Genomic DNA, 24,370 nt, shown 5'->3' on the forward strand with positions numbered 1-24,370 from the left:
GCCACCCGAGACACCAGTCATCTCATGTGAAGAAAAGAAACCCTCGTGAGTGGATCAGCATGCCCCCTGATGGCCCTGTCGCGCATCTCCTGAGCTGCCGTATGCAGGGTGCTTGACGGTGCGCAACGCCCGGGGCGAGCATGTGGGAGCGCTCCCATAGGCGGACGGGCGGACAGCGACTCCCGGTTGGCCGACCGCCCGCCCGCGGGCGCGCTCCCCCCACCACAACCATCGCCCTCCCAGGAGGACGCGTGCCCATATCAGGAAAACCGCCCGTGCGCGCCGTCGGCCGCGTCCGGGCCGCTGCCGTGACCGCCGTCGCCGCCCTGCTGCCGCTGGCGATGGCGGCGACCGCGGGCGCCCCCGCGGCTCGCGCCGCCACCCCGGCCGCCGCCCCCGCCGCCGCCGGCGGCTACAACTACGCCGAGGCACTGCAGGACTCGATGCTCTTCTACGAGTCCCAGCGCTCCGGCAGACTGCCCGCCGACAACCGGGTCACCTGGCGCGGCGACTCCGACCTCACCGACGGCGCCGACGCCGGCATCGACCTGACCGGCGGCTACCACGACGCCGGCGACGAGGTGAAGTTCGGCTTCCCGATGGCCTTCTCGATGACCATGCTCGGCTGGGGCGGCATCGACGAGGCGTCCGGCTACACCAAGAGCGGGCAGAACACCTATCTGCTGCGCAACCTGCGCTGGGGCGACGACTGGCTGCTCAAGGCGCACCCGTCGGCCAACGTGCTCTACGGCCAGGTGGGCGACGGCGGCAGCGACCACTCCTTCTGGGGCCCGCCCGAGGTGAACCCCTCGCCGCGGCCCTCCTTCAAGATCGACGCCTCCTGCCCGGGGTCCGACCTCGCGGGCGAGTCCGCCGCAGCGCTCGCCTCCTCCTCCATGGTGTTCAAGGCCGGCGACCCCGCCTACGCCGCCACCCTGCTGACCAACGCCAAGCAGCTCTACACCTTCGCCGACACCTACCGCGGCACCTACGACAAGTGCATCACCGCCGCCCAGGGCTACTACAACTCGTGGAGCGGCTACTGGGACGAGCTGGTGTGGGGCGCGCTGTGGCTCTACCGCGCCACCGGCGACAGCACGTACCTGGCGAAGGCGGAGACGTACTACGCCCAGCTGCCCAAGATGAACCAGACCACCACGCCCGAGTACAACTGGACGCTGGCCTGGGACGACAAGTCCTACGGCGACTACGTGCTGCTCGCGGAACTCACCGGCAAGCAGGTGTACATCGACGACGCCGAGCGCTGGCTCGACTGGTGGACCACCGGGGTGAACGGCCAGAAGGTGACCTCCTCGCCCGGCGGCGAGGCCTTCCTCGACACCTGGGGCTCGCTGCGCTACTCCGCCAACACCGCATACGCGGCACTGCAGTTCTCCGACTGGCTGAACGCGCAGGGCAAGGACGCGGCCAAGTCGCAGACCTACCACGACTTCGGCGTGCGGCAGATCGACTACGCCCTCGGCGACAACCCGGCCAAGGAGAGCTACGAGATCGGCTTCACCAACTCGGGCAAGAACACCAAGTGGCCGCAGAACCCGCACAGCAGGGCCGCGCACGGGTCCTGGTCGCAGTCGATGACCGAACCCGCCGCGACCCGGCACGTCGACTACGGCCTGCTGGTCGGCGGACCCGGCTCCGCGGACGACGGCTTCTCCGACGAGCGGTCCAACTACGGGGAGACCGAAGGGGCGTTGGACTACAACGCCGGCTTCTCCTCAGCACTCGCCGCGCTGACCGACGAGTTCGGCGGCACCCCGCTGGCGAACTTCCCGCCGAAGGAGACCCCCGACGGGCCTGAGGAGTTCCTGCAGGCCGCGGTCAACGCGGCGGGCACGAACTTCTACGAGATCAAGGCGCAGGTGGTCAACAAGTCCGGCTGGCCGGCCCGCCACCTCACCCACGGCAGCTTCCGCTACTACTTCACCCTCGACTCCGGCACCAGCCCGTCGCAGGTCACCGTGACCTCGGCGTACAACCAGTGCCTGGCGCCGAGCGGTCCCACGCAGTTCTCCGGGAACGTCTACTACGTCACGGTCAGTTGCGAGGGCCAGGACATCGCCCCCGCGGGGCAGTCCGCCTTCCACCGCGAGGTGCAGTTCCGGCTGACCTTCCCCGGGCCGCACAACCCGGCCGGCGACTGGTCCTACCAGGGGGTGTCCACGGTGCCGGGCTCCACCCCGGTCACCGTCAACGACATGGTGCTCTACGACGGTTCCACCGCGGTGTGGGGCACCGCGCCCAGCGGTTCGGGCACCACCGACCCGCCGGCGACCCCGCCGGGTGCGCCGGGCACCCCCACCGCGTCGGCCGTCACCGGCACCTCGGTGACCCTGACGTGGCCGGCCGCCACCCCCGGCAGCCTGCCGCTGGCCCGCTACCAGGTCTACGCGGACCACGGCACCGGGCCGTCCCTGGCCGGGACCACGACCGGTACGAGCCTGGTCGTCAGCGGGCTGACTGCGGGGACGGCGTACGCCTTCACCGTGAAGGCGGTCGACACGGCGGGGAACCTGTCCGCGGCGTCCCCCGCGGTCACCGCGACGACCACCACCGGCTCGACGACGCCGCCGCCGGGCGGTGCGGCGTGCACGGCCGTCTACAGGGTGACCAACGCGTGGTCCGGCGGCTTCCAGGCGGACATCCTGGTCACCAACACGGGTGCGGCTGCGCTGAGCGGGTGGACGCTGAGCTTCACCTTCGGCGGCGATCAGAAGGTCGGCAGCGGGTGGAACGGGACGTTCGCCCAGACCGGGCAGAAGGTCACGGTGACCAACCCCTCCTACGCGCCCACCCTCCCGGCGGGCGGCACCGTCGATCCGGGCTTCACGGCGACGTACTCCGCCGGCAACGCGGCGCCGACCGGCTTCGCGGTGAACGGGGTCGCCTGCACATAGCCCCTCCGGGGCGGTAGCCGGGGATCCGCGTGCACCCCCTGCCTCTCCCTCCGGGCGGCCGGTCGTCCTGCCCCTTGCGGCGACCGGTCGCCTTTCCCCCGGCGGGGGCGTGGCTCGCAGTTCCCCGAGCCCCCGGGGTGGTGGCTGCCGTTTCCACGCGACGGCTGCATCGTGGCTTGTCGCGCAGCTCCGCCCCCAGAGCTTCGCCTGGGGGTACCCCAGCGCCGCCTGAAAACGCTCACCCTCTGTGCAGAGGGCAAGCCACCAGGGGCGCGGGGCTGCATCTGATCTGCGGCGAGCGCTGCACCGGACAGTGCGAGCGCACCGCAAGGGGCACTTACCCAGGGGCGCGGGGAACGGCGCGCGCGACCACGACGCGGCCGCATGCGAGGGACGCACCCCAAGGGGCAGCTACCCAGGGGCGCGGGGAACTGCGCGACCAGGCACGATGGCGCGGCAGACGGGCGACGCAGCGTAAGGGGAACCCCCTTACGGAAGTGCGGCCAGGCGGGACGCCAGGTAGTGGCGTTCCGCCTCGGTCGGGGCCAGGGCGAGGGCCTCGCGGTAGGCGGACGCGGCCTCCCGCGGGCGGTCCAGCCGCCGCAGCAGGTCCGCCCGGGTCGCGGGGAGCAGGTGGTAGCCGGCAAGCGCACCCGACGCCGCGATCGCGTCGACCAGGGCCAGGCCCGCCTCCGGGCCTTCGGACATCGCGACGGCCACCGCCCGGTTCAGCTCGACCACGGGGCCGGGCGCCATGCGGGCCAGCTCCCCGTACAGCAGCGCGATCTGCGGCCAGTCCGTGGCCGCCGCGTCCGCCGCCTCCGCATGGCACGCCGCGATCGCGGCCTGCACCTGGTAGGGGCCGGGCCGCCTGGCGGCGAGCGCGGCCTCCAGCACGGCGGTGCCTTCCCTGATGCGTTCCCGGTCCCAGCGGGAGCGGTCCTGCGCGTCCAGCGGCACCAGCTCGCCGGCCGTGTCGGTCCTGGCCGCGTGCCGCGCGTCGTGCAGGAGCATCAGTGCCAGCAGCCCGGCCGCCTCCGGCTCGTCGGGCAGCAGTGCCGTGAGCAGCCGGGCGAGCCGGATCGCCTCCGCGGTGACCCGCCGCTGGTCGAGGCCTGCGGCCCCCGGCGCGTAACCGGCGTTGAAGAGCAGGTAGAGCACGGCGAGCACCGCCGCGGTCCGTTCGGGCAGCAGCTCGGGCGGCGGCACCCGGAAGGGGATGCCGGCGTTCCTGATCTTGTTCTTCGCCCGGGTGAGCCGCTGCGCCATCGTGCCCTCGGGCACCAGGAAGGCGCGGGCGATCTCCGCGGTGCCGAGCCCGGTCAGGGTGCGCAGCGTGAGTGCGACCTGCGCGGGCAGCGGGAGCGCCGGGTGGCAGCAGGTGAAGATCAGCCGCAGCCGGTCGTCGGGCAGCGGATCGCCGTCCCGCAGCTCGTCCGGCGGCGCCGGGTGCGGCGCGTCCGGGGTGAGCCGGGCCGCCTCGCGCAGCTTGACGCTCTCGTTGGCCGCCCTGCGCAGCCGGTCCAGCGCCCGGTTGCGCGCCGTGGTGGTCAGCCACGCGCCCGGGCGGTTGGGCACCCCGTCGCGCGGCCAGCGTTCGAGCGCCCGCTCGAACGCGTCCTGCGCGCACTCCTCCGCCAGGTCCCATTCCCCGGTCTGCCGGATCACCGCCGCCACGACCCGGCCCCACTCCTGGGACCAGGCCGTGGCGACGGCCTCCTTCACCGCGTCGCGCACGCCGGCCTCAGTCCGTCCAGAACGGCCGGACCTCGACCATGCCGAACTTCGCCACCGGGTGCTTCGCGGCGATCTCGATGGCCTCGTCCAGGTCGGCGCAGTCGATGATGTCGAAGCCGGCCATCTGCTCCTTGGTCTCCGCGTACGGCCCGTCGGTGAGCAGCTGGGCGCCGTTCCTGACCCGTACGGTCGTGGCGTCCTCCGCGGGGCGCGTCCTGTTGCCGTCGAGGCGGACGCGCCTGCGGGTCATCTCCTCGACCCACGGCTCGGCGTCCAGCTCCTCGGGCGTGGCGCCGGGGAAGCCGTCGGCGGTCTCACTGCAGATCAGCAGCAGGTACTTCATGGCACATCTCCTCGTGTGTTCCGTTGCCGGGAGGATTCCCGGTCTCATCCCTACGACGATCGGGAACCGCCCGGATGTACACCCCGCGGAAGATCCGCCGGAGGTTTTTTCGCGGAGGCCCCGCTACCCCGCCCACCTGCGGGTCGAACGCCGCTGCGTGAACAGCGCGGCCGCCACGGCGGCCAGCACCGCCGCGGCCGCGGGCAGCGGCAGCTCGCGGCCCGCGTGGCCGATCAGCGCCGCCCCGGCCAGCGCGCCGAGGAACATCGCGGCCGCCGACAGCAGCCTGCTGCCCACCTTGGCGTCCGAGCCGCCCGCGAGGCGCCCGTCCGACGCCATTCCGGTGATGGTCATGGTCAGCACGGTGGTGGTCAGGTCGGGCACCGCCAGCCGCCGTACCACCGCGTTCTGCCCGCCCATGGCGAGGGCGAGCAGCACGATCAGCGCCGCCCGCGCGCCGCCCCGCGCGGGCAGCTCGGCCAGTGCGGCCAGCACCCAGGCCGCGGCCACCAGCGCGGTCTGCGCGGCGGTGACCGCCAGCAGCAGCCGCCCGCGGTGCCCGGGCACGGCGTGGGCGAGCCGCCCGCCGAGCAGCGCGCCGACGGCGAAGGCGGCCAGCGACAGCACGGACGCCGTCACCGAGAAGCCGCTCGCCCCGGCCAGCGAGAAGCCCATGAAGACCACGTTCCCGGTCATGTTCGCCACGAAGACCCGGCCGAGCACCAGGTAACTGAAGGCGTCTACCAGGCCGGTGACCAGCGTCAGCGCCAGCAGCAGCGGGGGCAGCGGGCCGTGCGGACCCGCCAGGTCGGGGACGAGGGTGCCGCGGGCTTCGCGGAGCGTGGGGTGCACGGCAGACGACCTCCGGGGGCGTACTCACGGGCGTACGGGCAACACGTACACACCGGAGGCCGGGCCTGCGGCCCCCGGGGCGGAGAACCTGACGCACCATCGTGCCCGGTCAGGGGCGACGGGCGTGGCAGCCGCGCGCGGGCCGCGGGCCGTGTGGGACTTCGAGGCGGAGATGATCTCGATGGCCGCAGCGGTGACCGGACCCGCCGAGGACTCGGGCGACACCCTCACCACGGACGTGCACGCACGGCTCGACCGGCTGCCGCGGTCGCGGTGGCACTGGATGATCGCCATCGGGCTCGGCACGGTGTGGATCCTCGACGGCCTCGAAGCGACGACCGTCGGCCAGGGCGTCATGTCGCCGTCCCTGGGCGGCGGTTCGCCGGTCACCGTCGACAACCACGCGCCGAGCCGCAACGCGTCGGGCGTGGTGTGGGCCAGCCCGCAGCCGGGCGCGGGGCGGCACACCCTCACCATCACCATCGCCAACACCGGTCAGCGCAACCGCGCGAGCGGCGGCACCGGCATCGCGCTGGACCGGGCGGACGTCACCCCGTCCTGACCGCGCACGTACCCGACCCCCCGGCCCGTGCGGGCCGGGGGGTCGGGTACGGCGGTCAGTCCTGGACCAGCAGTCCCGAGCGGAGCCGGGCGACGACCCGGCTCAGCAGGCGGGACACGTGCATCTGCGAGCAGCCCAGCTCCTCGCCGATCTGCGCCTGCGTCAGCTCCTCGCCGAACCGCAGCCGCAGCAGCAGCCGGTCGCGCTCCGGGAGCTTGTCGATCAGCGGCGCCAGAGTGTGGAAGTCCTCGAAGAGGTCGAGGGCCGGGTCGCACTCGCCGAACGTCTCGCCCAGCGTGCGGCCCTCGCCGTCGGTGGCGCTGTCGGAGTCGCTGTACGGGGTGTCGATGGACCCGGCGGTGTAGCCGTTGGCGGCCACCAGCCCCTCGATGACCTCCTCCTGCGCCAGGTCCAGATGCTCGGCCAGCTCCGCCACCGTCGGGTCGCGGTCCAGCCTCAGCGACAGCGTCTCCTTGGCTTTGCTCAGCTCCACCCGCAGCTCCTGCAGCCGGCGCGGCACGTGCACCGCCCAGGTGGTGTCGCGGAAGAAGCGCTTCATCTCCCCGACGATGTACGGCACCGCGAAGGTGGTGAACTCCGTCTCGCGGGACAGGTCGAAGCGGTCGATCGCCTTGATCAGGCCGATGGTGCCGACCTGCACGATCTCCTCGTGGTCGGTGGCGGGGCGGTTGCGGTACCGCCCGGCCGCGAAATGCACCAGCGAGAGGTTCATCTCGATGAGGGTGTTGCGTGCGTAGCTGTAGGGCGCGGTGCCCTCTTCGAACTCCTGCAGGCGGTCGAAGAACAGCTTCGACAGCATGCGTGCGTCCTGCGGCGCCACGGCTGTCGCGTCGTCGATCAACGGCAGTCCGCCGGTGGCCGATTCCGGTCCGCTCGGCCACCGTGCGGACTGCGGCGCGGTGAGCGCCGCCGTAGCCGACCTGCCCGTGCCTTCCGTCTGCTCAACCTTTGCGGTCACGTCATCGCCTCGCACTCGTACGACTGGTGACGTATGGCCTTCCCAGTCGCGCCGGGCCTATGCCTTTTCGTTACCCGCCAACTTGCCGGGCAGCCACCGCAGCTGGGCCGACTGCTGGTGGGGGCCGCCGCCCTCGTGGCCGTTGAAGTCGTAGACCTCTATCTGCTTGTCCTGCCCCGCATAGGCGTTGAAGGCCGCGAACACGGTGGACGGCGGGCAGGTCTCGTCCTCCAGGGCGGTGGAGAACAGGGCGGGCGCCCGGCCGCGGGCGGCGAAGTGCACTCCGTCGAAGTACGCCAGGGTGTCCAGCACCCGCGCCTTGCGGTCGCGGTGGACCGACAGGTACCTGCCCACCTCGCGGTAGGGGAGCGTGTCGGTGATGGTGACGGCCCGCGGGAAGTCGCACAGGAACGGCACGTCGGGCGCGATCGCCGCGAGGTCGGGAACCAGGCCGCCGACCGCCACCGTGATGCCGCCGCCCTGGCTGATCCCCGCCGCCACCGTGCGCGAGGCGTCGACCAGCGGGTGCGAGCGGGCCGCCTCCACCGCGCGCACCGCGTCGGTGAAGACCCGGCGGTAGTAGAAGTCGTACGGGTCCTCGATGCCGCGGGTCAGGAAGCCGGGCACCGCCGGGGTGCTGCCGACCGGGTCCTCGGTGTCGCCGACCGACCAGCCGCTGCCCTGGCCGCGGGTGTCCATCACGAAGTGCGCGTAGCCGGCCGACGCCCACAGCAGATGGCTGTGCGCCAGGCCCCGGCCGCCGCCGTAGCCGACGAACTCCACCACCACGGGCAGCGGTTCCGTGCTGCCCGCGGGCACCGTGAACCAGCCCCTGACCGGGTGCCCGCCGAAGCCGGCGAAGGTCACGTCGTAGGTGTCCAGGGTCGTCAGCCCCGTCGCCGTCCGCTCGAAGCGGGCGGCGAGGTCGTACTGCCGTGCCTGGCCGAGGGTGTCGGTCCAGAACTGATCGAAGTCCGCCGGCTCCACCGAACTGCTGCGACGGTCGCGCAGCTGGTCGAGCGGCAGGTCGAAGAGGGCCATGCGGAGTCCTTCGCGGCTGGTGGCGGACGATCAGTGACACCGTACGTCCTGCCGGGCCTGCACAGAAAGCCCCCACTTAACCGGTTGAGGGGCGGGTTGCCGCAAGGGTCGCCGCAAAGGCCGCCCGGGCGGCTCCCGCGCGAAGCGCTGCGGGGGCGGCCCGGGCGTCCGGGTCGTACGGAATCGCGAAGAACGGGGGACAGATCGGCCGTCAGCGCTTGGTGGAGCCTTCGCCGGCGGGCCGGCCACGGTCCGGGTCGGTCGTGCAGCCGCCCTTGCGGCAGTTCACGTCGGGGCAGGACATGGTGCTCACCTCTTCCTTGCGAGGTCGTCTCTACTCTGCGAGGTCGTCGGGCACGCAGTCGAACAGGAGCTTGTCGACCCGCGTGCCGTGCCACAGGGCGGCACTGCGCAGCCGCCCTGCGGTCCGGAAACCGGCTTTGAGGTAGGCGTGGACCGCGGTGGTGTGGGGTGCGGGCACCTCTAGCCACACCGAGTCGAGCGAGGCGATCGTGAACGCCCATTCGAGGGTCAGCGCGGTGGCCTCCGCCGCGTAGCCCCGGCCGCGCTGCTCCGGGGCGATCACCAGGGTGAACTCGGCGCTGTTGACGGACTGGTCGACACTGAGGGCGGTGGTGCCCACCGGGGTGCCGCCCGGTGCGGTGATCACTTCGAAGAGCTGGTAGTGAGCCGACGTGTGGCTGGTGCGGAAACGAGCTCGGAAGACCTCCCAGGACACCGGCCAGCGGGCACCGAAACCGACGACGGTCGCCGGGTCGGTCTCCCACCGGTGGTACTCCTGCATCATTTCTTCTCTCGCCAGTGCCAACGCCAACCGTGTCCCGGCGCGCAGTGGTACGGGTGCGGTCAGTGGGATGTTGGTCATCACGTGCTGTCTCTCCTACGTGTGCCCGGTTCCGGCCCTCGCAGCCGTCCATAAAGCGTCAATCCGCCGCCGGACCGACCGGGGCAGATCCGCGGTATTGCCGCCGTCCGGGCCGTCATGTGCTTGGGCGCCCGCGACCGCGCGGTCGCGGTGTGCGACCGGCGGTTCGCCGCCGGTGCACGCCGCGGGTCCCAGCAGTCGCTTCGATAGGCTGACACCTCATCAGTCGGGGTTGACATAAAAGGAGAGCCGAATGAGCGGGGAGACGGACTACAACGCGGTGATTGTGGCCGAATTCCGTGCCAACCACGGGAAGGTCGGCGGCGCTTTCGAGGGCGCCCCGCTGCTGCTGCTGCACAACACCGGAGCCCGCAGCGGGCGCCGCTACGTCAAGCCGCTGATGTACCTGCCCGACGGCGACCGCTACGTGGTCTTCGCCTCCAAGGGCGGCGCTCCGGAGAACCCCGCCTGGTACCACAACCTGCTCGCGAACCCCGAGGCGGAGATCGAGGTCGGCGACGACACGTTCACGGTCAGGGCCGAGGAGGTGACCGGCGCCGAGCGGGACCGCAAGTACGCGGAGCAGGCCGCCGCCTGGCCCGGTTTCGCCGCCTACCAGCAGAAGACCGAGCGGACCATTCCTGTCGTAGTACTGACCCCTGTCGGCCCTGTGCGGTAAGCCGGCCGCCGATCGGGGAAGGGAACAGGCACGCGATTGTCGAGGGCGGGAGTGTACCGATGAAGGTCGGGCTGCTGACCCGGGAGTATCCGCCGGACGTCTACGGCGGAGCCGGGGTCCATGTCGAGTTCCTGGCACGCGAGTTGCGCGAACTGATCGATGTGGACGTGCACTGCTGGGGTGACGCGCCGCCCGAGGGAGGCGTGTTCAGGCACCGGGCGCCTGCGTCGCTGGACGGCGCGAACGACGCCCTGCGCACCTTCTCCGTCGACCTGGAGATGGCCGCCGCGCTCCAGGGCTGCGACCTGGTGCACTCCCACACCTGGTACGCCAACCTGGCCGGCCACGTCGGCAAGCTGCTGCACGGCGTCCCGCACATCCTCACCGCCCACTCCCTGGAGCCGCTGCGGCCCTGGAAGGCGGAGCAACTGGGCGGCGGCTACGCCCTGTCCAGCTGGGCCGAGCGCACCGCGATGGAGTCGGCCGACGCGGTGGTCGCGGTGTCCGACGGCATGCGCCGCGACATCCTGTCCTGCTACCCGGCGCTCGACCCGGCGGACGTCCACGTCATCCGCAACGGCATCGACACCGCCGCCTACCGCCCGGACGAGCGCACCGACGTCCTGCGCAGGATCGGCGTCGACCCCGACCGCCCCTACGTGGTCTTCGTCGGCCGCATCACCCGGCAGAAGGGCGTACCGCACCTGCTGCGGGCGGCCAGGGAGCTCGACCCCGCGGCGCAGCTGGTGCTGTGCGCGGGCGCTCCCGACACCCCCGCCCTCGACCGGGAGTTCAGGGCGCTGTTCGACGAGCTGAGCGCGGTGCGCGACGGGGTGCACTGGATCCCGGCGATGCTGCCGCGGCCGGCCGTCGTCCAACTGCTCACCCACGCCGCGGCGTTCGCCTGTCCGTCGGTCTACGAGCCGCTGGGCATCGTCAACCTGGAGGCGATGGCCTGCGGCACCGCCGTGGTCGCCTCGGCGGTCGGCGGTATCCCCGAGGTCGTCGTGGACGGCGGCACCGGACTCCTGGTGCCCTACGACGAGGAGCGGCCCGCGGAGTTCGAGGCAGGCCTGGCCGCCGCCCTCAACCGGCTGATCCGCGACCCCGCCCAGGCCGCCGCCTTCGGCGCTGCGGGCCGCGAGCGCGCGGTGCGGGAGTTCGGTTGGGACACCGTCGCCCGCCGTACCGTCGAGCTTTACGAGAAGGTGCTCGCCGCCGGGTAGTGAGCAGGGTAGGAACGGGGCAGACGGCACGGGCGGTACGTACGACAGGGCAGGGCGGTAGGCGGCAGGGCGGGACCACGACCCAAGGGGGACGTCGATGCGCGGTGGACCATCGGTGCTGGGCATAGTGCTGGCAGGGGGCGCGGGCAAACGGCTGATGCCGCTGACAGCCGACCGGGCGAAACCGGCGGTGACCTTCGGCGGTACCTACCGCCTGGTGGACTTCGTCCTGTCCAACATGGTCAACGGCGGGATGATGCGGATCTGCGTGCTGACGCAGTACAAGTCGCACTCGCTGGACCGCCATGTGACCACCACCTGGCGGATGTCCAGCCTGCTGGGCAACTACGTCACACCGGTGCCGGCGCAGCAGCGGCTCGGCCCGCGCTGGTATCTGGGCAGCGCCGACGCCATCCTGCAGTCGCTCAACCTGGTGTACGACGAACAGCCGGACTACATCGCGGTGTTCGGCGCCGACCACGTCTACCGGATGGATCCGCGGCAGATGCTCGCCCAGCACGTCGAGAACGGAGCGGGAGTGACCGTCGCGGGAATCAAGGTGCCGCGGGCCGACGCCGCGGGCTTCGGGGTGATCTCGCCGGCCGCCGACGGCGTCGCGGTGGAGCGCTTCCTGGAGAAGCCCGCGGACCCGCCGGGACTTCCCGGCGACCCCGGGCACGTCTTCGCCTCGATGGGCAACTACCTGTTCACCACCAAGACCCTGATCGACGCCCTCCAGGAGGACGCCGAGGACCCGCAGTCCGTCCACGACATGGGCGGCAGCATCCTGCCCCGGCTCACCTCCGCCGGGGTCGCCCAGGTCTACGACTTCGACACCAACCACGTGCCCGGCGAGACCGCCCGCGACCACGGCTACTGGCGCGACGTCGGCACCCTGGACACCTACTACGACGCGCACATGGACCTGATCTCCGACCAGCCCGCGTTCAGCCTGCACAACAGGAGCTGGCCGATCTACACCCACTCCGGCCAGCTGCCGCCCGCCAAGATCGCTGCGGGCGGCATCGTGGGGGAGTCGGTGGTCAGCCCCGGCTGCGTGATCCGCGGCCAGGTCACCCGCTCGGTCCTGTCGCCCGGGGTGGTCGTCGACGCCGGCGCGGTCGTCCAGGGCTCGGTGCTGCACGACGGCGTACGGGTCGGGCGCGGCGCGATCGTCCGCGGCGCGGTGCTCGACAAGAACGTCGACGTGCCGCCCGGTGCCACCATCGGCGTGAACCCCGACCGCGACCGCGAGCTGTACACGGTGTCCGCGGCCGGGGTCATCGCCCTGGGCAAGGCCCAGGTGGTCGGCTGACCTACCCGGTGGCAGGGGGCGGCGTCAGCTCACCGACCAGTTCTGGTTGGCGCCGCCGTTGCAGGTCCAGACGTCCAGCTGGGTGCCGTTGGCGGTGTTCGAGCCGGGCACGTCGAGGCACTTGTTCGCCGCGGCGTTGACCAGCGTCTGGCCGCTCACCGTCCACTTCTGGGCGTTGGTGCCGTTGCAGTCCCACAGCTGCACCAGGGAGCCGTCCGCGGTGCCGCTGTTGGCGTCGTCCAGGCACTTGCCGAGGGCGGTGACGGTGCCGTCGGTGCCGACCGTCCACTGCTGGGCGCCGCTGCCGTTGCAGTCGTAGAGCTGCACGTGGGTGCCGTTGGCGGTGCCGGAGTTGGCGATGTCCACGCACTTGCCGGCCAGGCCGGTGATGGCGTGCGCACCGGCGCCGCTGGACTGGCCGTAGACCTCCAGTTCGTAGATCCGGGCGGCGGTGTCGCCGCCGGTGTTGGTGGGTGCGGAGATGGCCAGCCGGACGTAGCGGGCCTGCCGCGGGGTGATGGTGTGGTAGGTGCGGCTGGAGCGGCTGCCGCTGACGGACACCGCCGAGGACCAGGTGCTGTTGTCGGTGCTGGTCTGGATCTGGAAGGCACCGGTGTTCCAGCTGGTGTTCTCGCCGCCCAGGCCCGCGTGCTTGACCACGAAGGACCCCACGGTCTGCGCCGAGCCGAGGTCGACGGTCAGGGTCGGGTTCGTCGCGTTCGAGCACCACTTGCTGTTGTTCTTCAGCGAGCCGTCGACCGCCTTGTCACCGGACTCCGCGGTCGCGCACGCCGCCGAGGTGGTGGTCGCCTTGCCCTTCGCCAGGTTGGTGCCCAGGCTCGGCGCGGTCGGCACCGGGGTGGCACCGTCCTGGAAGGACGGCGGTACGTCGCCGGCGCCGGTGCCCCAGCTGGTGCTCGGGGAGCCGCCCATGGTGTAGTCCAGGGTGCCGCCGCCGGCGATGTCCGGGTAGCGCAGGAAGTTGTGGCTGGTGGCGGTGCCGTTGACCTTCAGGCCCTGCACGTAGCCGCCGCTGCCCGCGGAGTTGATGGTGATGTTGCCGCCCGGGCGCTGCAGCAGCACCGAGGGGAACTGCGGGCCGTTGACGGCGAGCGTGTCGGCGCCCGGCGTCGCCGGGTACATCCCCAGCGCCGCCCACACGTACCACGCCGAGGTCGCGCCGAGGTCGTCGTTGCCCGGCAGGCCGCCGGCTCCGGTGGTGAACGACTCGGTCATCACCTTGCGCACCGCGTCAGCGGTGCCCGCGGGGTCGCGGGCGAAGTTGTACGCCCACGGCACACCGTGCTCCGGCTCGTTGCCGATGTAGTAGTACGGCAGGCTCTGGCCCGCGTTGACCTGCGTGAAGTGGTGGTCCAGGCGCTGCTGCGCGGTGGCCGGGCCGCCCATGTAGTTGATCAGGTCGGCGAAGTCGTACGGCACCATCCAGGTGTACTGCGCCGCGTTGCCCTCGGTGAAGTTGCTCTGGCTCGCCGGGTCCAGCGGCCACGACCAGCTGCCGTCGGAGTTGCGCGGCTGCACGTAGCCCGACTCGGTGCTGTAGGTGTTGCGCCACCACTGGGCGCGGGTCATGTGCGTGTCGTAGCTGGTGGTGTTGCCCAGCGCCTTGGCGAACTGCGCGACGGCGAAGTCGGACGCGCTGTACTCCAGCGAGTCGGACGGCTCGCTCAGGAAGTGCTGGCTGGTGTACGGCCCCTGGTTGCCGCGGATCGGCGAGCCCTGCGCGGTACCGCCGTTGGAGGCCTTCTCCATCAGCGACAGCGCGGCGGCGGTGTCGAAGTCCCGCACGCCGAAGGCGTACATGCTGCTGACGATGATCGGCCCGGGGTCGCCGGTCATCACGAAGTCCTCGTTGGTCTGCTGCGACCACTTGGGCAGCAGGCCGCCCTGCTGGCCGTCCAGCACCATGGACTTGGCGATGTCGGCCGCCTCGGTCGGTGCGATCAGCGCGACCAGCGCCGCCCACGAGCGGTAGATGTCCCAGCCGGAGTAGTTCTGGTAGACCGGCCGGGTCGAGTTGTGCACCGCGCCGTCGAAGCCGCGGTAGTCACCGTTGGCGTCGCTGGAGATGTTCGGGCTCTGGAAGACGTGGTAGAGCGCCGTGTAGAACTTCTTCAGGTCCGCGGTCGCGCCGCCGGTGACCTGCGCGCGGTTGAGGATCGAGTTCCAGGACGTGTCGGCCGCGGTGCGGGTGGCGTTGAAGTCCCAGCCGTTGTTCTCCGAGGTCAGGTTGGCCTGCGCGCCCGCGATGCTGACGTAGCTCAGACCGATCTTGGTCTGCACCGTCTGGTTGCCCGTGGTGTCGAAGGTGACGTAGGCCCCGGTGTTGGTGCCCGAGGTGCTCGTCGAACCCGAGGAGACCGTACCGCCGCTCCAGGTGCCGAAACCGGAGGGGGCGCGGTCGAAGCGGATGTCGAAGTAGATCTGGTACGTCTTCGAGGAGCCGCAGAAGCCGCCGGCTGTGACGCTGCCGGTCACCTCGGACCCGCTGATCTTGACGTTCCCGCTGCGGTTGCCGGTCGCGCTGCGCCCGGTGTTGATCAGCAGGCCCGCGCTGGTGGTCGAGGGGTAGGTCAGCCGGGCCATGCCGGTGCGGGTGGTGGCGGTCAGCTCGACGCCGGTGCCGTACTTGTCCAGCCGGTTCTTGTAGTAGCCGGGTGCGGCCGACTCGTTGGACTTGGTGTACGCCGAAGCGTAGCTCGTCCAGTTGCTGCCGGGGGAGGTGCCGACCGCGCCGGTGATCGGCATCAGCGGCAGGTCCTCGTTGTTCGGACAGCCCGCACCGTCGAAGTGGGTGAGGCTGAAGTCCTCGATCGAGCCGTCGGAGTAGCGGTAGCCGGACGGCGAGGCGGTCGGCGTGTCAGGGCTGAACTGCACCCCGCCGAAGGGCGCCACGGCCCCCGGGTAGGTGCTGCCGCCGGCGCCGCCGCCCACCGGGTTGGGGGCGTTGCTGTCGTCGGAGCCGACGAAGGTGTCGACGTACTGCGTGAGGTTGGCCGTGGCGGCGTGCGCGGGGGCCGAGGTGAGGCCGCCGACGCCGAGGGCGGCCAGTAACAGGGCGCTGACAGCGCCCGCGGTTCTGCTGCGGAGCACGGGAGGGAGCACGGATGACCACCTTCTCGCGGAGGCGGCAGGCCATGAGATGACGCACGGCGAGCGGCCTCGGGGCACGGGGGGGATGCTCGAACTGAATGCGAACAGCGCATGTGAACGTTACCAAGCGAATCAGCATCTTGATGTGTACCTGAGGTGATGTCAAGGGTGCGCGCGACCCGCTGAATTCCGCTTGATTCCCGCTCCCCGGGCGATGCCTGGCTGGCGATGCGCGACGTATTGACACGCCGTCAGGACGCCAGCACAATCCCGGAACGCTTGCGAACGTTACCAAGGCACCGCGTTACCACGACGCTGGGAGACAGCCGATGGCACAACCACTCCTGGAAGCCCGAGGCCTGACCAAGCGGTTCGGTCACGTCAGGGCGCTCCAGGACGCCGACTTCACCGCCTACCCGGGCGAGGTCGTCGCCCTGATCGGCGACAACGGCGCCGGCAAGAGCAGCCTCGTCAAGACCCTGTCAGGCACCATCCGACCCGACGGCGGCCAGATCCTCGTCGACGGCAGCCCCGTCGACCTGTCGAGCCCGCTCGACGCCAGGCGGTACGGCATCGAGACCGTCTACCAGGACCTCGCCCTCGCCCCCGACCTCGACGCCGCCGCCAACCTGCATCTGGGCCGGGAGCTGTACCGCGGCGGACTGCTCGGCCGGCTGGGGGTCCTCGACCACGCCGCCATGCGCCGCTCGGCCGTCACCGCCTTCGCCGAACTGGGCGTCGACCTGCAGGACGTCGGCGCCCCGGTCGCCACCCTGTCCGGCGGCCAGCGCCAGTCCGTCGCCGTCGCCCGGGCGGTGGCCTTCGCCAACCGCATCATCTTCATGGACGAGCCCACCGCGGCCCTCGGCGTGGTCCAGCGCGGCCGGGTGCTCGACACCGTCAGGCGGGTCCGCGACCGCGGCATCTGCGTCGTCCTGATCAGCCACAACATGCCCGAAGTGCTGTCCGTCGCCGACCGGGTCGAAGTCCTGCGGCTCGGCCGCAGGGTCGCCCGCTTCACCGCCGCCGACACCACCGTCGAGGAACTGGTCGGCGCGATGACCGGCGCCCTGGACGCAGAAGCCGCCGAAGCCGAGGCCCGAGCAGAGGCCGCCCGGAGCGCACCGGCCGGCCCAGGACCGGGCGCCGACGCCCCACGAAAGGACGGCGCGCAATGACCGCCCAGGCCCCCGCCCCCGTCAAGGACCGGCAGGAGACCACCCGCAGGCCCCCCGTACCCTCCTGGCTGCGGCGGCTGGCCGCCGCCAACGAGGCCTGGACCTTCGGCGTGCTCGCGCTGCTCGTCGCCTTCTTCACCGCCGCCCGCCCCAGCACCTTCCTGACCCGCTACGACATCACCCAGATCGCCACCAACGCGGCCATCTACCTGGTGCTCGGCGTCGGCATGACCTACGTGATCATCGTCGCGGGCATCGACCTGTCAGTCGGCTCCGTGCTGGTGCTGTCCGCCGTCCTTTCCGCCGAGTACACCATCCACCACGGCGGAGCGAAGTCCGGCTGGGGCACCATCGCGGTCAGCACCCTCATCGCCCTGGCCACCGGCCTGCTGTGGGGTGCGCTCCAGGGGTGGCTCGTCGCCAAGGCCAGGGTCCCCCCGCTGATCGTCACCCTCGGCGGCTTCGGCGCCGCACTCGGCGCCGCCCAGATCATCACCGGCGGCCAGGACCCCGCGGGCGCGGTGTCCGGCAAGCTCCAGCGCAGCATCGGCTTCGGCAAGCTCTTCGGCCAGATCCCCTGGCTGGTCGTCATCGCCTTCGGCGCCACCCTGGTCTTCGGCCTGGTCCTCGCCTTCACCCGGTTCGGCCGCTACACCTACGCCATCGGCTCCAACCCGGAGGCCGCCCGCCGCGTCGGCATCAACGTCGACGCCCACCTGGTCAAGGTCTACGCGCTGGTCGGCCTGCTGTCGGGGCTCGGCAGCGTGATGTGGCTGGCCTACTTCGGCACCACCTCCATCGCCGGCCACTCCACCGACAACCTCAAGGTCATCACCGCCGTCGTGCTCGGCGGCGCCAGCCTCTTCGGCGGGCGCGGATCCGTACTCGGCACGGTCATCGGCGTCTTCATCCCCGCGGTGCTCAGCACCGGCCTGATCATCATGGGCGTCCAGCAGTACTGGCAGGACGTCGCCATCGGCGTCGTCCTGGTCGCCGCTGTCTACCTCGACCAGTTCCGCCGACGCGGCAGGGACCACGGCTGACCCTCACCGCGCCCACCCACGTGCCCTCCACGGAAAGGCTCTCCGCCATGCGCCCGACCAACCCGACCGGAAGATCGACGGCCTTCGCCGGATTCTGCGCGGTCCTCGCACTGACCGCCGCGACCACCGCCGGCTGCGGCGGCGACTCCGGCGGCTCGGGGTCGAAGTCCCTCGACCTGATCACCGGCGTGAAAAGCGACCCCTTCTACATCACCATGACCTGCGCGGCCCAGCAGGAGGCCAAGAAGCGCGGCGTCAAACTCACCGTCAACGGCTCCGCCCAGTGGGACGTCGCCGTGCAGCGCCCGATCATCGACTCGGTCGCCGCCACCCACCCCGGCGGCCTGCTGATCTCCCCGGTCGACACCGCGGCCCTGACCCCCTCGCTCCAGCAGATCCAGAACGCCGGCACCAAGGTCGTGCTGGTCGACACCGAGGTCAGCGACGCCTCCATCGGCGTGTCCCGGATATCGTCGGACAACGAGGCCGGCGGCAGGACCGCGGCGAAGTCCCTGGCCCAGCTCATGGGTGACAAGGGGTCGGCGATCGTCATCAGCGTCAAGCCGGGCGTGTCCACCACCGACGCGCGCATCAAGGGCTTCAACGAGGAGATGAAGGCCAACCACCCCGGCATCACCCTGCTCCCGGTGCTCTACGACAATGACCTGCCGGCCACCGCCGCCTCGCAGATCCAGTCCACCCTGGCCGCGCACCCCGACCTCGGCGGGGTCTTCGCCGGCAACACCAACACCGCCCAGGGCATCTCCACCGGCCTGCAGGCCGCGGGCAAGCAGGGCAAGGTCAAGGTCGCCGCCTTCGACGCGGAACCCGACGAGATCACCGCGCTCACCAACGGCACCCTCGACGTCCTGGTCGCCCAGGACCCCGGCGCCATCGGCCGGCAGGGCGTCGACCAGGCGCTCGCGGCGATCGACAAGAAGAAGGTCACGGCGCACATCGGCACCGACATGGTGGCCATCACCAAGGCCAACATGGACCAACCCGACATCAAGAAGTTTTTCTACCAAGCCGCCTGCTGATCGGGGGGAGCCCGGTCACGCGCCCGGAGCCCGCCTGCCATCATCGACGCACGAGCCGGCCGGCCGCCGGCCACCAGCCGTCCGCCGGTCACCGGCGGCCGGCCGGCCGTCGGCCCGTACGGCCGGCACAGCGACGAGGAGGCCCGTGAAACGCCCGACGATGAAGGACGTGGCCCGCGCAGCCGGGGTCAGTCCCATGACGGTCTCCCGGGTCGTCGCGGGCGAAGCGGGCGTCGCCCCCGAGACCGCCGCCCGGGTCGGCCAGGCGGTGCGCAAGCTCGGCTACCAGCGCAACGACAACGCGCGCAGCCTGCGCCAGAAGAACCTCGGGACCTCCACCATCGGCCTGGTCGTGGACGACCTGGCCAACCCCTTCTACGCCCTGATGGCCCGTTCGGTCGAGGACGAGGCCCACCGCCGCGGCCACGTCGTCCTGGTCGGCAGCACCAACGACGAACCGCAGCGCGAACGCGAGGTGATCGCCGCCTTCACCGCCCGCCAGGTCGACGGCCTGATCATCGTCCCCACCATCGGCAGCCATGCCTTCCTCAAACGCCAGATGGCCGGCGGCACCCAGGTGGTCTGCGTCGACCGCCCCGCCAGGGGCCTGGCCGTCGACACCGTCACCGTGGACAACCGCGCCGCCGCCATGCGGGCCGTCACCCACCTGCTCGGCCACGGCCACACCCGCATCGCCTACCTCGGCGACCGCTTCGACATCTGGACCCAGGCGGAGCGCTACGCCGGCTACCTCGACGCGCTCGCCGCCCACGGCATCCCCGAGGACCCGGCCCTGGTACGGCACGAGTTGCGCTCGCACCCGCAGGCCCGCGACGCGCTCGCGGTGCTGCGCACCCTGCCCGAGCCGCCGACCGCGCTGTTCACCAGCAACGACCTGATCACCCTCGGCGTGCTGGACGGCCTGGACCACCCGGCGCCGCTCGCGCTCGTCGGCTTCGACGACCTCCCGCTCGGCGAGCGCCTCACCCCGCCGCTGACCGTGGTCAGCCAGGACCCGGTCGCGCTCGGCGGCACCGCCGCCAACCTGCTCTTCTCCCGGATCGCCGGCGACCGGTCGGCGCCGCGCTCCGTGGTGCTGCTGACGCGGTTCGTGGTCCGCGGCTCGGGCGAGTTCCGGACGGCCGCCGGCTGAGCGGACGGCCGGCCCGGCACCGGGGAACCGGGTCAGTCCGGAATCCAGTTGAAGGTGTCCGGGTCGGGGCCGGTGCGCTCGTCGCGGTTGAGCCCGGTGATCGCGGCCACGTCCTCCGGGGTCAGCTCGAAGTCGAAGAGCCGGAAGTTCTCCTCGACCCGGGCGGGCGTCACCGACTTGGGGAAGACGATGTCGCCGCGCTGCAGGTGCCAGCGCAGGGTGACCTGCGCGGGAGAGCGCTCCACCCGCTCGGCGATCGCGGTGATCACCGGGTCGTCCAGCACCTTGCCCTGCGCGATGGGCGACCACGCCTCGGTCGCGATGCCGTGGTCGGTGCCGAAGGCGCGGACCTCGTCCTGCGTCAGGTACGGGTGCACCTCGATCTGGTTGACCGCGGGGACGGTCGCGGTCTCCCGCAGCAGCCGCTCCAGGTGCGACGGCTGGAAGTTGGACACCCCGATCGCCCTGACCCGGCCGGAGCGGTGCATCTCCTCCATCGCCTTCCAGGTCTCGACGTAGTCCCCGACGGCGGGCAGCGGCCAGTGCACCAGGAAGAGGTCGACGTACTCCAGGTCCAGGTCGTCCAGGGTGCGGGCGAAGGCGGCGAGCGCGTCGCCGTAGGCGTGGTAGCCGTTGTTGAGCTTGCTGGTGACGAAGACCTCGCCGCGCGGCAGCCCCGAGTCCCTGACGGCCTGGCCGACCTCCTTCTCGTTGCCGTACATCTGCGCGGTGTCGATGTGCCGGTAGCCGGTGTCCAGCGCGGCGCGCACCGCCTCGCGGGTGTCCTGCGGCTCGATCTGGAAGGTCCCGAAGCCGAGTTGGGGGATCGAGATGCCGTTGTTGAGCGTCAGACTGGGGATCTGGGTCATGGGTGTGTTCCCTTGCTCTCCTTGGCTGTGTCCCTGCCGCACTGCCGCGGCCGCCCTCATCGCCGCCCCCTCACCCACCGTAGCGGCGGCCCGCTGGATCGTCCTGCCGGACCGGGCGCCGGAAACCGGGCGGTGCTCGGCCCGGGCGGTGGCGCGGGGGTCGTCGGATGTCTCCGGAGAGCGCTCTCACGGAGTGTGCGGAACCGATACGCTGTGGCCTGCCCGGCCGTCGCGCCAAGGAGACATCCCGTTGCCCGTGCCGCCCTCCGCCCCACGTCCCACGCTGGAAGCCGTCGCGGCCCGGGCCGGGGTGTCGCGCGCCACCGTGTCCCGGGTCGTCAACGGGGGAGCGGGGGTGCGCGGGCCGCTCGTGGAAAGGGTGCGCGCCGCCGTCGAGGAGCTGGGCTACATCCCCAACCAGGCCGCCCGCACCCTGGTCACCCGGCGCAACGGCGCCATCGCCGTGGTCGTCGCCGAGCCCGAGTCGCGGTTCTTCACCGACCCCTTCTTCGCCCAGCAGGTCCGCGGCATCAGCCGGGAGCTGGCCGCGCACGACAACCAGCTGGTGCTGCTGCTCACCGGCGGCGCCGCGGACCACGAGCGGGTCGGCCGCTACCTGACCGGCGGGCACGTGGACGGCGCGCTGATCTTCTCGCTGCACGCCGACGACTCGCTGCCGGTGCTCGCCCGCAAGGCGGGCGTGCCGACGGTGATCGGCGGCCGCCCCACCTGGCCCGACCCCGACACCCGTCGCCGCACCCTCTACGTCGACTGCGACAACCGGGGCGGCGCCAGGGACGCGGTACGCCGGCTGCTGGCGCTCGGCCGCCGGCGGATCGTGCACATCGCGGGACCGCTGGACCAGCCCGCCTCGGTGGACCGGCTCGACGGCTTCCGCGACGTCCTGCCCGGCATCGGCACCGCGATGATCGCCGAGGGCGACTTCACCCCGGAGGGCGGCGCCCGGGCGATGGAGAAGCTGCTGGAGCGCTCTCCCGATCTCGACGGGGTCTTCGCCGCCTCCGACGTGATGGCGTCGGGCGCGCTGCGGGTGCTGCGGCAGCGCGGGCTGCGGGTGCCCGACGACGTGGCGGTGGTCGGCTTCGACGACATGGTCTCGGTGGCGGAGTGGACCGATCCGCCGCTGACCACCATCCGGCAGGACATCGAGGAGATGGGCCGGCTGATGGCCCGGCTGCTGCTGCACGCCCTGGAGCCGGCCACCGACCAGGACGGTGTGCCCGCGGTGTCCTCGATCATCACCCCGACCCGGCTGGTGGTCCGCGACTCCGCGTGAGGGGCGCCGCTCGTGCGGCGGGACCGCGCGCCGCGCGCGATGATCGGAGGATGAGGCGTAGCGGCCAGGACACGGGTGTGCCCGAACTCGAACCCGAGGTGTTCGACAGCGCCGTCGTGTCCATCGCGATGACGGCGGGCGAGGATCACGTGCTGGTCTACTACAACGACGCCTTCCGTGCCCTCTTCGGCCCGCGCCCGCTGGGCGTCCCGGCCCGCCAGGCCTTCGCGGAGGACTCCGCCACCTCCTTCATCACCATGCTCGACGACGTCTACCGGGACCGCACGGCCCGCCAGGTCACCTCGCCGCGCACCACCGAGGCCGGTACGCCCGGCGCCCCCGGGGTGCGGCACTTCGTCTACAGCTGCTCGCCCATGGTGTCCCGGCACGGCCCCGGCGTGCTCGCGGTGGCCGTCGACACCACCTCCGCGGTGGAGGCCGCCGAGCGGGCCGAACTGCTGTCCGAGCAGCAGCACCAGGCGCTGCAGCGCTACGAGGCGCTGATGTCGGCGGTCAGCCAGATCGTCTGGCTGATGCAGCCCACCGGCGAGATCGAGGAGCTGGTCGGCGGCTTCCAGGAGTTCACCGGCATCCCGTGGCGGCCCAGGATCGACCAGGACTGGCTGTCCGCGGTCCACCCGCACGACCGAAGCCGGCTGGTGCGCGACTGGCGGGACTCGGCCGAGGGCGCCCCCTCGATGTTCGTGTGCACCTTCCGGATGCGGACCGCGTCCGGCGCCTACCGCCATGTGCAGTCCCGCGCGGTACCCATCGTGCGCGACGGGGTCACCGTCGAGTGGATCGGCGCCACCGCCGACGTGGAGGACCAGTGGCGCAACCGGCTGCGCGAGCGGCTGCTCGCCAGGGTCGCGCAGGTGGTCTCGGCGAACGACGTACCGGAGGCCTTCGCCGCCGTCACCGAGGCGGTGGTGCCCGACCTGACCGACGTCTGCTCGGTCTTCCTGCTGCCGCCGACCGGCCTGCCCGGCTCCACGGGCGCCGCCGGCACCCTGACGGCCACCCGGATCGCCTCCACCGCCCGCGAGGGGCTGCCCTCGCTGCCGCCGCTGAGCGGCGAGCCGCGGCAGCTCGGCCCGGTCGCCCAGCAGGTCGTCGACAGCCGCCGCCCGCGGCTGTTCACCTTCCCCGCGGGCGAGCCGCCGCCGGGCGTGCTGCCCGACCTGTCCACGGCCTGGCTCCGGGAGGCCCGCGCCACCAGCATCACCATGGTGCCGATCGTGATCGACTCCGCCGTCGTGGCCTTCGCCGTCGCCGCCGGCTGCGTCGACAGCCCGCCGCCGGGACCCGCCGACCTGCAGATGCTCGGCGAGGTCCTGCACGAGGTGCGCGACCCGCTGCGGCAGGCGCTGGAGCTGCAGCGCACCCGGCACACCGCGCTGACCCTGCAGCGCGCCCTGCTCACCCCCACCCCCCGGGTGCCGGGCGCGGAGCTGGCCGCGCAGTACCAGCCGGCCAGCAGGACCGCCGAGATCGGCGGCGACTGGTACGACTCGCTGCTGCTGCCCGACGGCTCGGTCACCCTGACCATCGGCGACATCGCAGGCCACGACCTGGAGGCGGCCACCTCGATGAGCCAGCTGCGGAGCATGTTGCGGGTCATCGCCTACGACCGGTCGCACCTGAACACCCCGTCCGAGAGCCTGACCCGGCTCGACCGGGTCGCGGAGGGACTGGACATAGCGCCGCTGGTCACCGCCGTGCACGCCCGCCTGGAGCGGCGGCCGGGCGGCGGCTGGCACGCGTCCTGGGCCAACGCCGGGCATCCGCCGCCGCTGCTGCTTCCGGCGTCGGGGCAGCCGCGCTTCCTGGAGGGCGAGGGACCCGACCTGCCGCTGTGCGTGGCCCCCTGGATGAGCCGCACCACCTTGCACTACGACCTGCACGCCGGCGACACGCTGCTGCTCTACACCGACGGCCTGATCGAGGTGCCCGGCACCGACCTGACCGAGGGGATGGCCGCGCTGGCCGCGCATGCGGAGCAGGCGCGGCTGCGCGGCCTGCCGCTGTCCACGCTGTGCGAACGGCTGCTGGCCGCGGCGGCCGACCGCCGCGACGACGCGGCCGTGATCGGCTTCCGGCCGATCGCCCAGGGCCGGGTGTGGACCGGCCGGCGGCCCTGACGC

Annotated in this window: 18 protein-coding genes and 1 pseudogene; 11 read left to right on the forward strand and 8 right to left on the reverse strand. The window is 72.0% G+C overall.

All coding sequences use genetic code 11. The features are described 5' to 3' along the window. The first annotated feature begins 251 nt into the window (after nucleotides 1–251). The gene (locus NFU81_RS17240) at nucleotides 252–2,915 is read left to right on the forward strand and encodes a glycoside hydrolase family 9 protein (RefSeq protein ID WP_251490672.1); all 2,664 of its coding nucleotides are present in this window, start codon (nucleotides 252–254) and stop codon (nucleotides 2,913–2,915) included. A 489-nt stretch (nucleotides 2,916–3,404) separates the two neighbouring features. Here NFU81_RS17240 and NFU81_RS17245 read toward each other — a convergent pair whose 3' ends face one another. The 3 genes from NFU81_RS17245 to NFU81_RS17255 form a co-directional block, all read right to left on the reverse strand. Next, nucleotides 3,405–4,652, reverse strand: a complete 1,248-nt coding sequence (locus NFU81_RS17245) for an RNA polymerase sigma factor (protein ID WP_251490675.1) — start codon at nucleotides 4,650–4,652, stop codon at nucleotides 3,405–3,407. A 7-nt stretch (nucleotides 4,653–4,659) separates the two neighbouring features. After that, complete coding sequence (locus NFU81_RS17250) at nucleotides 4,660–4,995, reverse strand: YciI family protein (RefSeq protein WP_251490678.1); 336 nt, start codon at nucleotides 4,993–4,995, stop codon at nucleotides 4,660–4,662. A gap of 123 nt (nucleotides 4,996–5,118) precedes the next feature. Further along, nucleotides 5,119–5,847 carry a YoaK family protein gene (locus NFU81_RS17255; protein ID WP_251490681.1) on the reverse strand — a complete coding sequence of 243 codons (729 nt, stop codon included), beginning with the start codon at nucleotides 5,845–5,847 and terminating at the stop codon, nucleotides 5,119–5,121. 181 nt (nucleotides 5,848–6,028) lie between these two features. Here NFU81_RS17255 and NFU81_RS17260 point away from each other — a divergent pair. Further along, nucleotides 6,029–6,193: pseudogene (locus NFU81_RS17260) on the forward strand (MFS transporter); the annotation flags it as partial. A 271-nt stretch (nucleotides 6,194–6,464) separates the two neighbouring features. Here NFU81_RS17260 and NFU81_RS17265 read toward each other — a convergent pair. From NFU81_RS17265 to NFU81_RS17275, 3 genes are all read right to left on the reverse strand, one after another. After that, nucleotides 6,465–7,388, reverse strand: coding sequence for a SigB/SigF/SigG family RNA polymerase sigma factor (locus NFU81_RS17265; protein ID WP_422665220.1), 924 nt, complete (start codon nucleotides 7,386–7,388; stop codon nucleotides 6,465–6,467). 57 nt (nucleotides 7,389–7,445) lie between these two features. Continuing rightward, complete coding sequence (locus NFU81_RS17270) at nucleotides 7,446–8,429, reverse strand: acetylxylan esterase (protein WP_251490684.1); 984 nt, start codon at nucleotides 8,427–8,429, stop codon at nucleotides 7,446–7,448. Nucleotides 8,430–8,763: 334 nt separating this feature from the next. Next, on the reverse strand, nucleotides 8,764–9,315 hold the full coding sequence (locus tag NFU81_RS17275; protein ID WP_251490687.1) for a GNAT family N-acetyltransferase: 552 nt from the start codon (nucleotides 9,313–9,315) through the stop codon (nucleotides 8,764–8,766). Nucleotides 9,316–9,568: 253 nt separating this feature from the next. Between NFU81_RS17275 and NFU81_RS17280 the strand changes: the two genes are divergently transcribed. The 3 genes from NFU81_RS17280 (at nucleotide 9,569) to glgC (ending at nucleotide 12,535) form a co-directional block, all read left to right on the forward strand. Next, nucleotides 9,569–9,994: a nitroreductase family deazaflavin-dependent oxidoreductase gene (locus NFU81_RS17280; RefSeq protein ID WP_251490690.1), complete on the forward strand. Its 426-nt coding sequence runs from the start codon at nucleotides 9,569–9,571 to the stop codon at nucleotides 9,992–9,994. 59 nt (nucleotides 9,995–10,053) lie between these two features. Beyond that, nucleotides 10,054–11,220 carry a glycogen synthase gene (gene glgA / locus NFU81_RS17285; RefSeq protein WP_251490693.1) on the forward strand — a complete coding sequence of 389 codons (1,167 nt, stop codon included), beginning with the start codon at nucleotides 10,054–10,056 and terminating at the stop codon, nucleotides 11,218–11,220. Nucleotides 11,221–11,317: 97 nt separating this feature from the next. Further along, nucleotides 11,318–12,535 carry a glucose-1-phosphate adenylyltransferase gene (gene glgC, locus NFU81_RS17290; protein ID WP_251490696.1) on the forward strand — a complete coding sequence of 406 codons (1,218 nt, stop codon included), beginning with the start codon at nucleotides 11,318–11,320 and terminating at the stop codon, nucleotides 12,533–12,535. A gap of 24 nt (nucleotides 12,536–12,559) precedes the next feature. Here the strand turns inward: glgC and NFU81_RS17295 are convergent, their stop codons facing one another. Further along, entirely contained in the window at nucleotides 12,560–15,646 is a 3,087-nt protein-coding gene (locus tag NFU81_RS17295) for a GH92 family glycosyl hydrolase (protein WP_251490698.1), read from the reverse strand. A 329-nt stretch (nucleotides 15,647–15,975) separates the two neighbouring features. Between NFU81_RS17295 and NFU81_RS17300 the strand changes: the two genes are divergently transcribed. The 4 genes from NFU81_RS17300 (at nucleotide 15,976) to NFU81_RS17315 (ending at nucleotide 20,060) form a co-directional block, all read left to right on the forward strand. Next, nucleotides 15,976–16,824, forward strand: coding sequence for an ATP-binding cassette domain-containing protein (locus NFU81_RS17300; RefSeq protein ID WP_251490701.1), 849 nt, complete (start codon nucleotides 15,976–15,978; stop codon nucleotides 16,822–16,824). Then, nucleotides 16,821–17,867: an ABC transporter permease gene (locus NFU81_RS17305; protein WP_251490704.1), complete on the forward strand. Its 1,047-nt coding sequence runs from the start codon at nucleotides 16,821–16,823 to the stop codon at nucleotides 17,865–17,867. Before NFU81_RS17300 ends, NFU81_RS17305 begins: the two co-directional genes overlap by 4 nt. A gap of 47 nt (nucleotides 17,868–17,914) precedes the next feature. Beyond that, entirely contained in the window at nucleotides 17,915–18,907 is a 993-nt protein-coding gene (locus NFU81_RS17310; protein ID WP_251490707.1) for an ABC transporter substrate-binding protein, read from the forward strand. Nucleotides 18,908–19,052: 145 nt separating this feature from the next. Continuing rightward, nucleotides 19,053–20,060: a LacI family DNA-binding transcriptional regulator gene (locus NFU81_RS17315; protein ID WP_251490709.1), complete on the forward strand. Its 1,008-nt coding sequence runs from the start codon at nucleotides 19,053–19,055 to the stop codon at nucleotides 20,058–20,060. Between the two features lie 32 nt (nucleotides 20,061–20,092). Here the strand turns inward: NFU81_RS17315 and NFU81_RS17320 are convergent, their stop codons facing one another. Then, on the reverse strand, nucleotides 20,093–20,929 hold the full coding sequence (locus tag NFU81_RS17320) for an aldo/keto reductase (RefSeq protein ID WP_251490712.1): 837 nt from the start codon (nucleotides 20,927–20,929) through the stop codon (nucleotides 20,093–20,095). A 256-nt stretch (nucleotides 20,930–21,185) separates the two neighbouring features. On the opposite strand from NFU81_RS17320, the gene NFU81_RS17325 reads away from it, so the two are divergent. After that, nucleotides 21,186–22,226: a LacI family DNA-binding transcriptional regulator gene (locus NFU81_RS17325; RefSeq protein ID WP_251490829.1), complete on the forward strand. Its 1,041-nt coding sequence runs from the start codon at nucleotides 21,186–21,188 to the stop codon at nucleotides 22,224–22,226. A gap of 50 nt (nucleotides 22,227–22,276) precedes the next feature. After that, the gene (locus NFU81_RS17330; protein ID WP_251490716.1) at nucleotides 22,277–24,367 is read left to right on the forward strand and encodes a SpoIIE family protein phosphatase; all 2,091 of its coding nucleotides are present in this window, start codon (nucleotides 22,277–22,279) and stop codon (nucleotides 24,365–24,367) included. Nucleotides 24,368–24,370: the final 3 nt, after the last annotated feature.

This window comes from Actinacidiphila cocklensis, assembly GCF_907177275.1.
GTDB classification, from domain to species: Bacteria; Actinomycetota; Actinomycetes; order Streptomycetales; family Streptomycetaceae; genus Actinacidiphila; species Actinacidiphila cocklensis.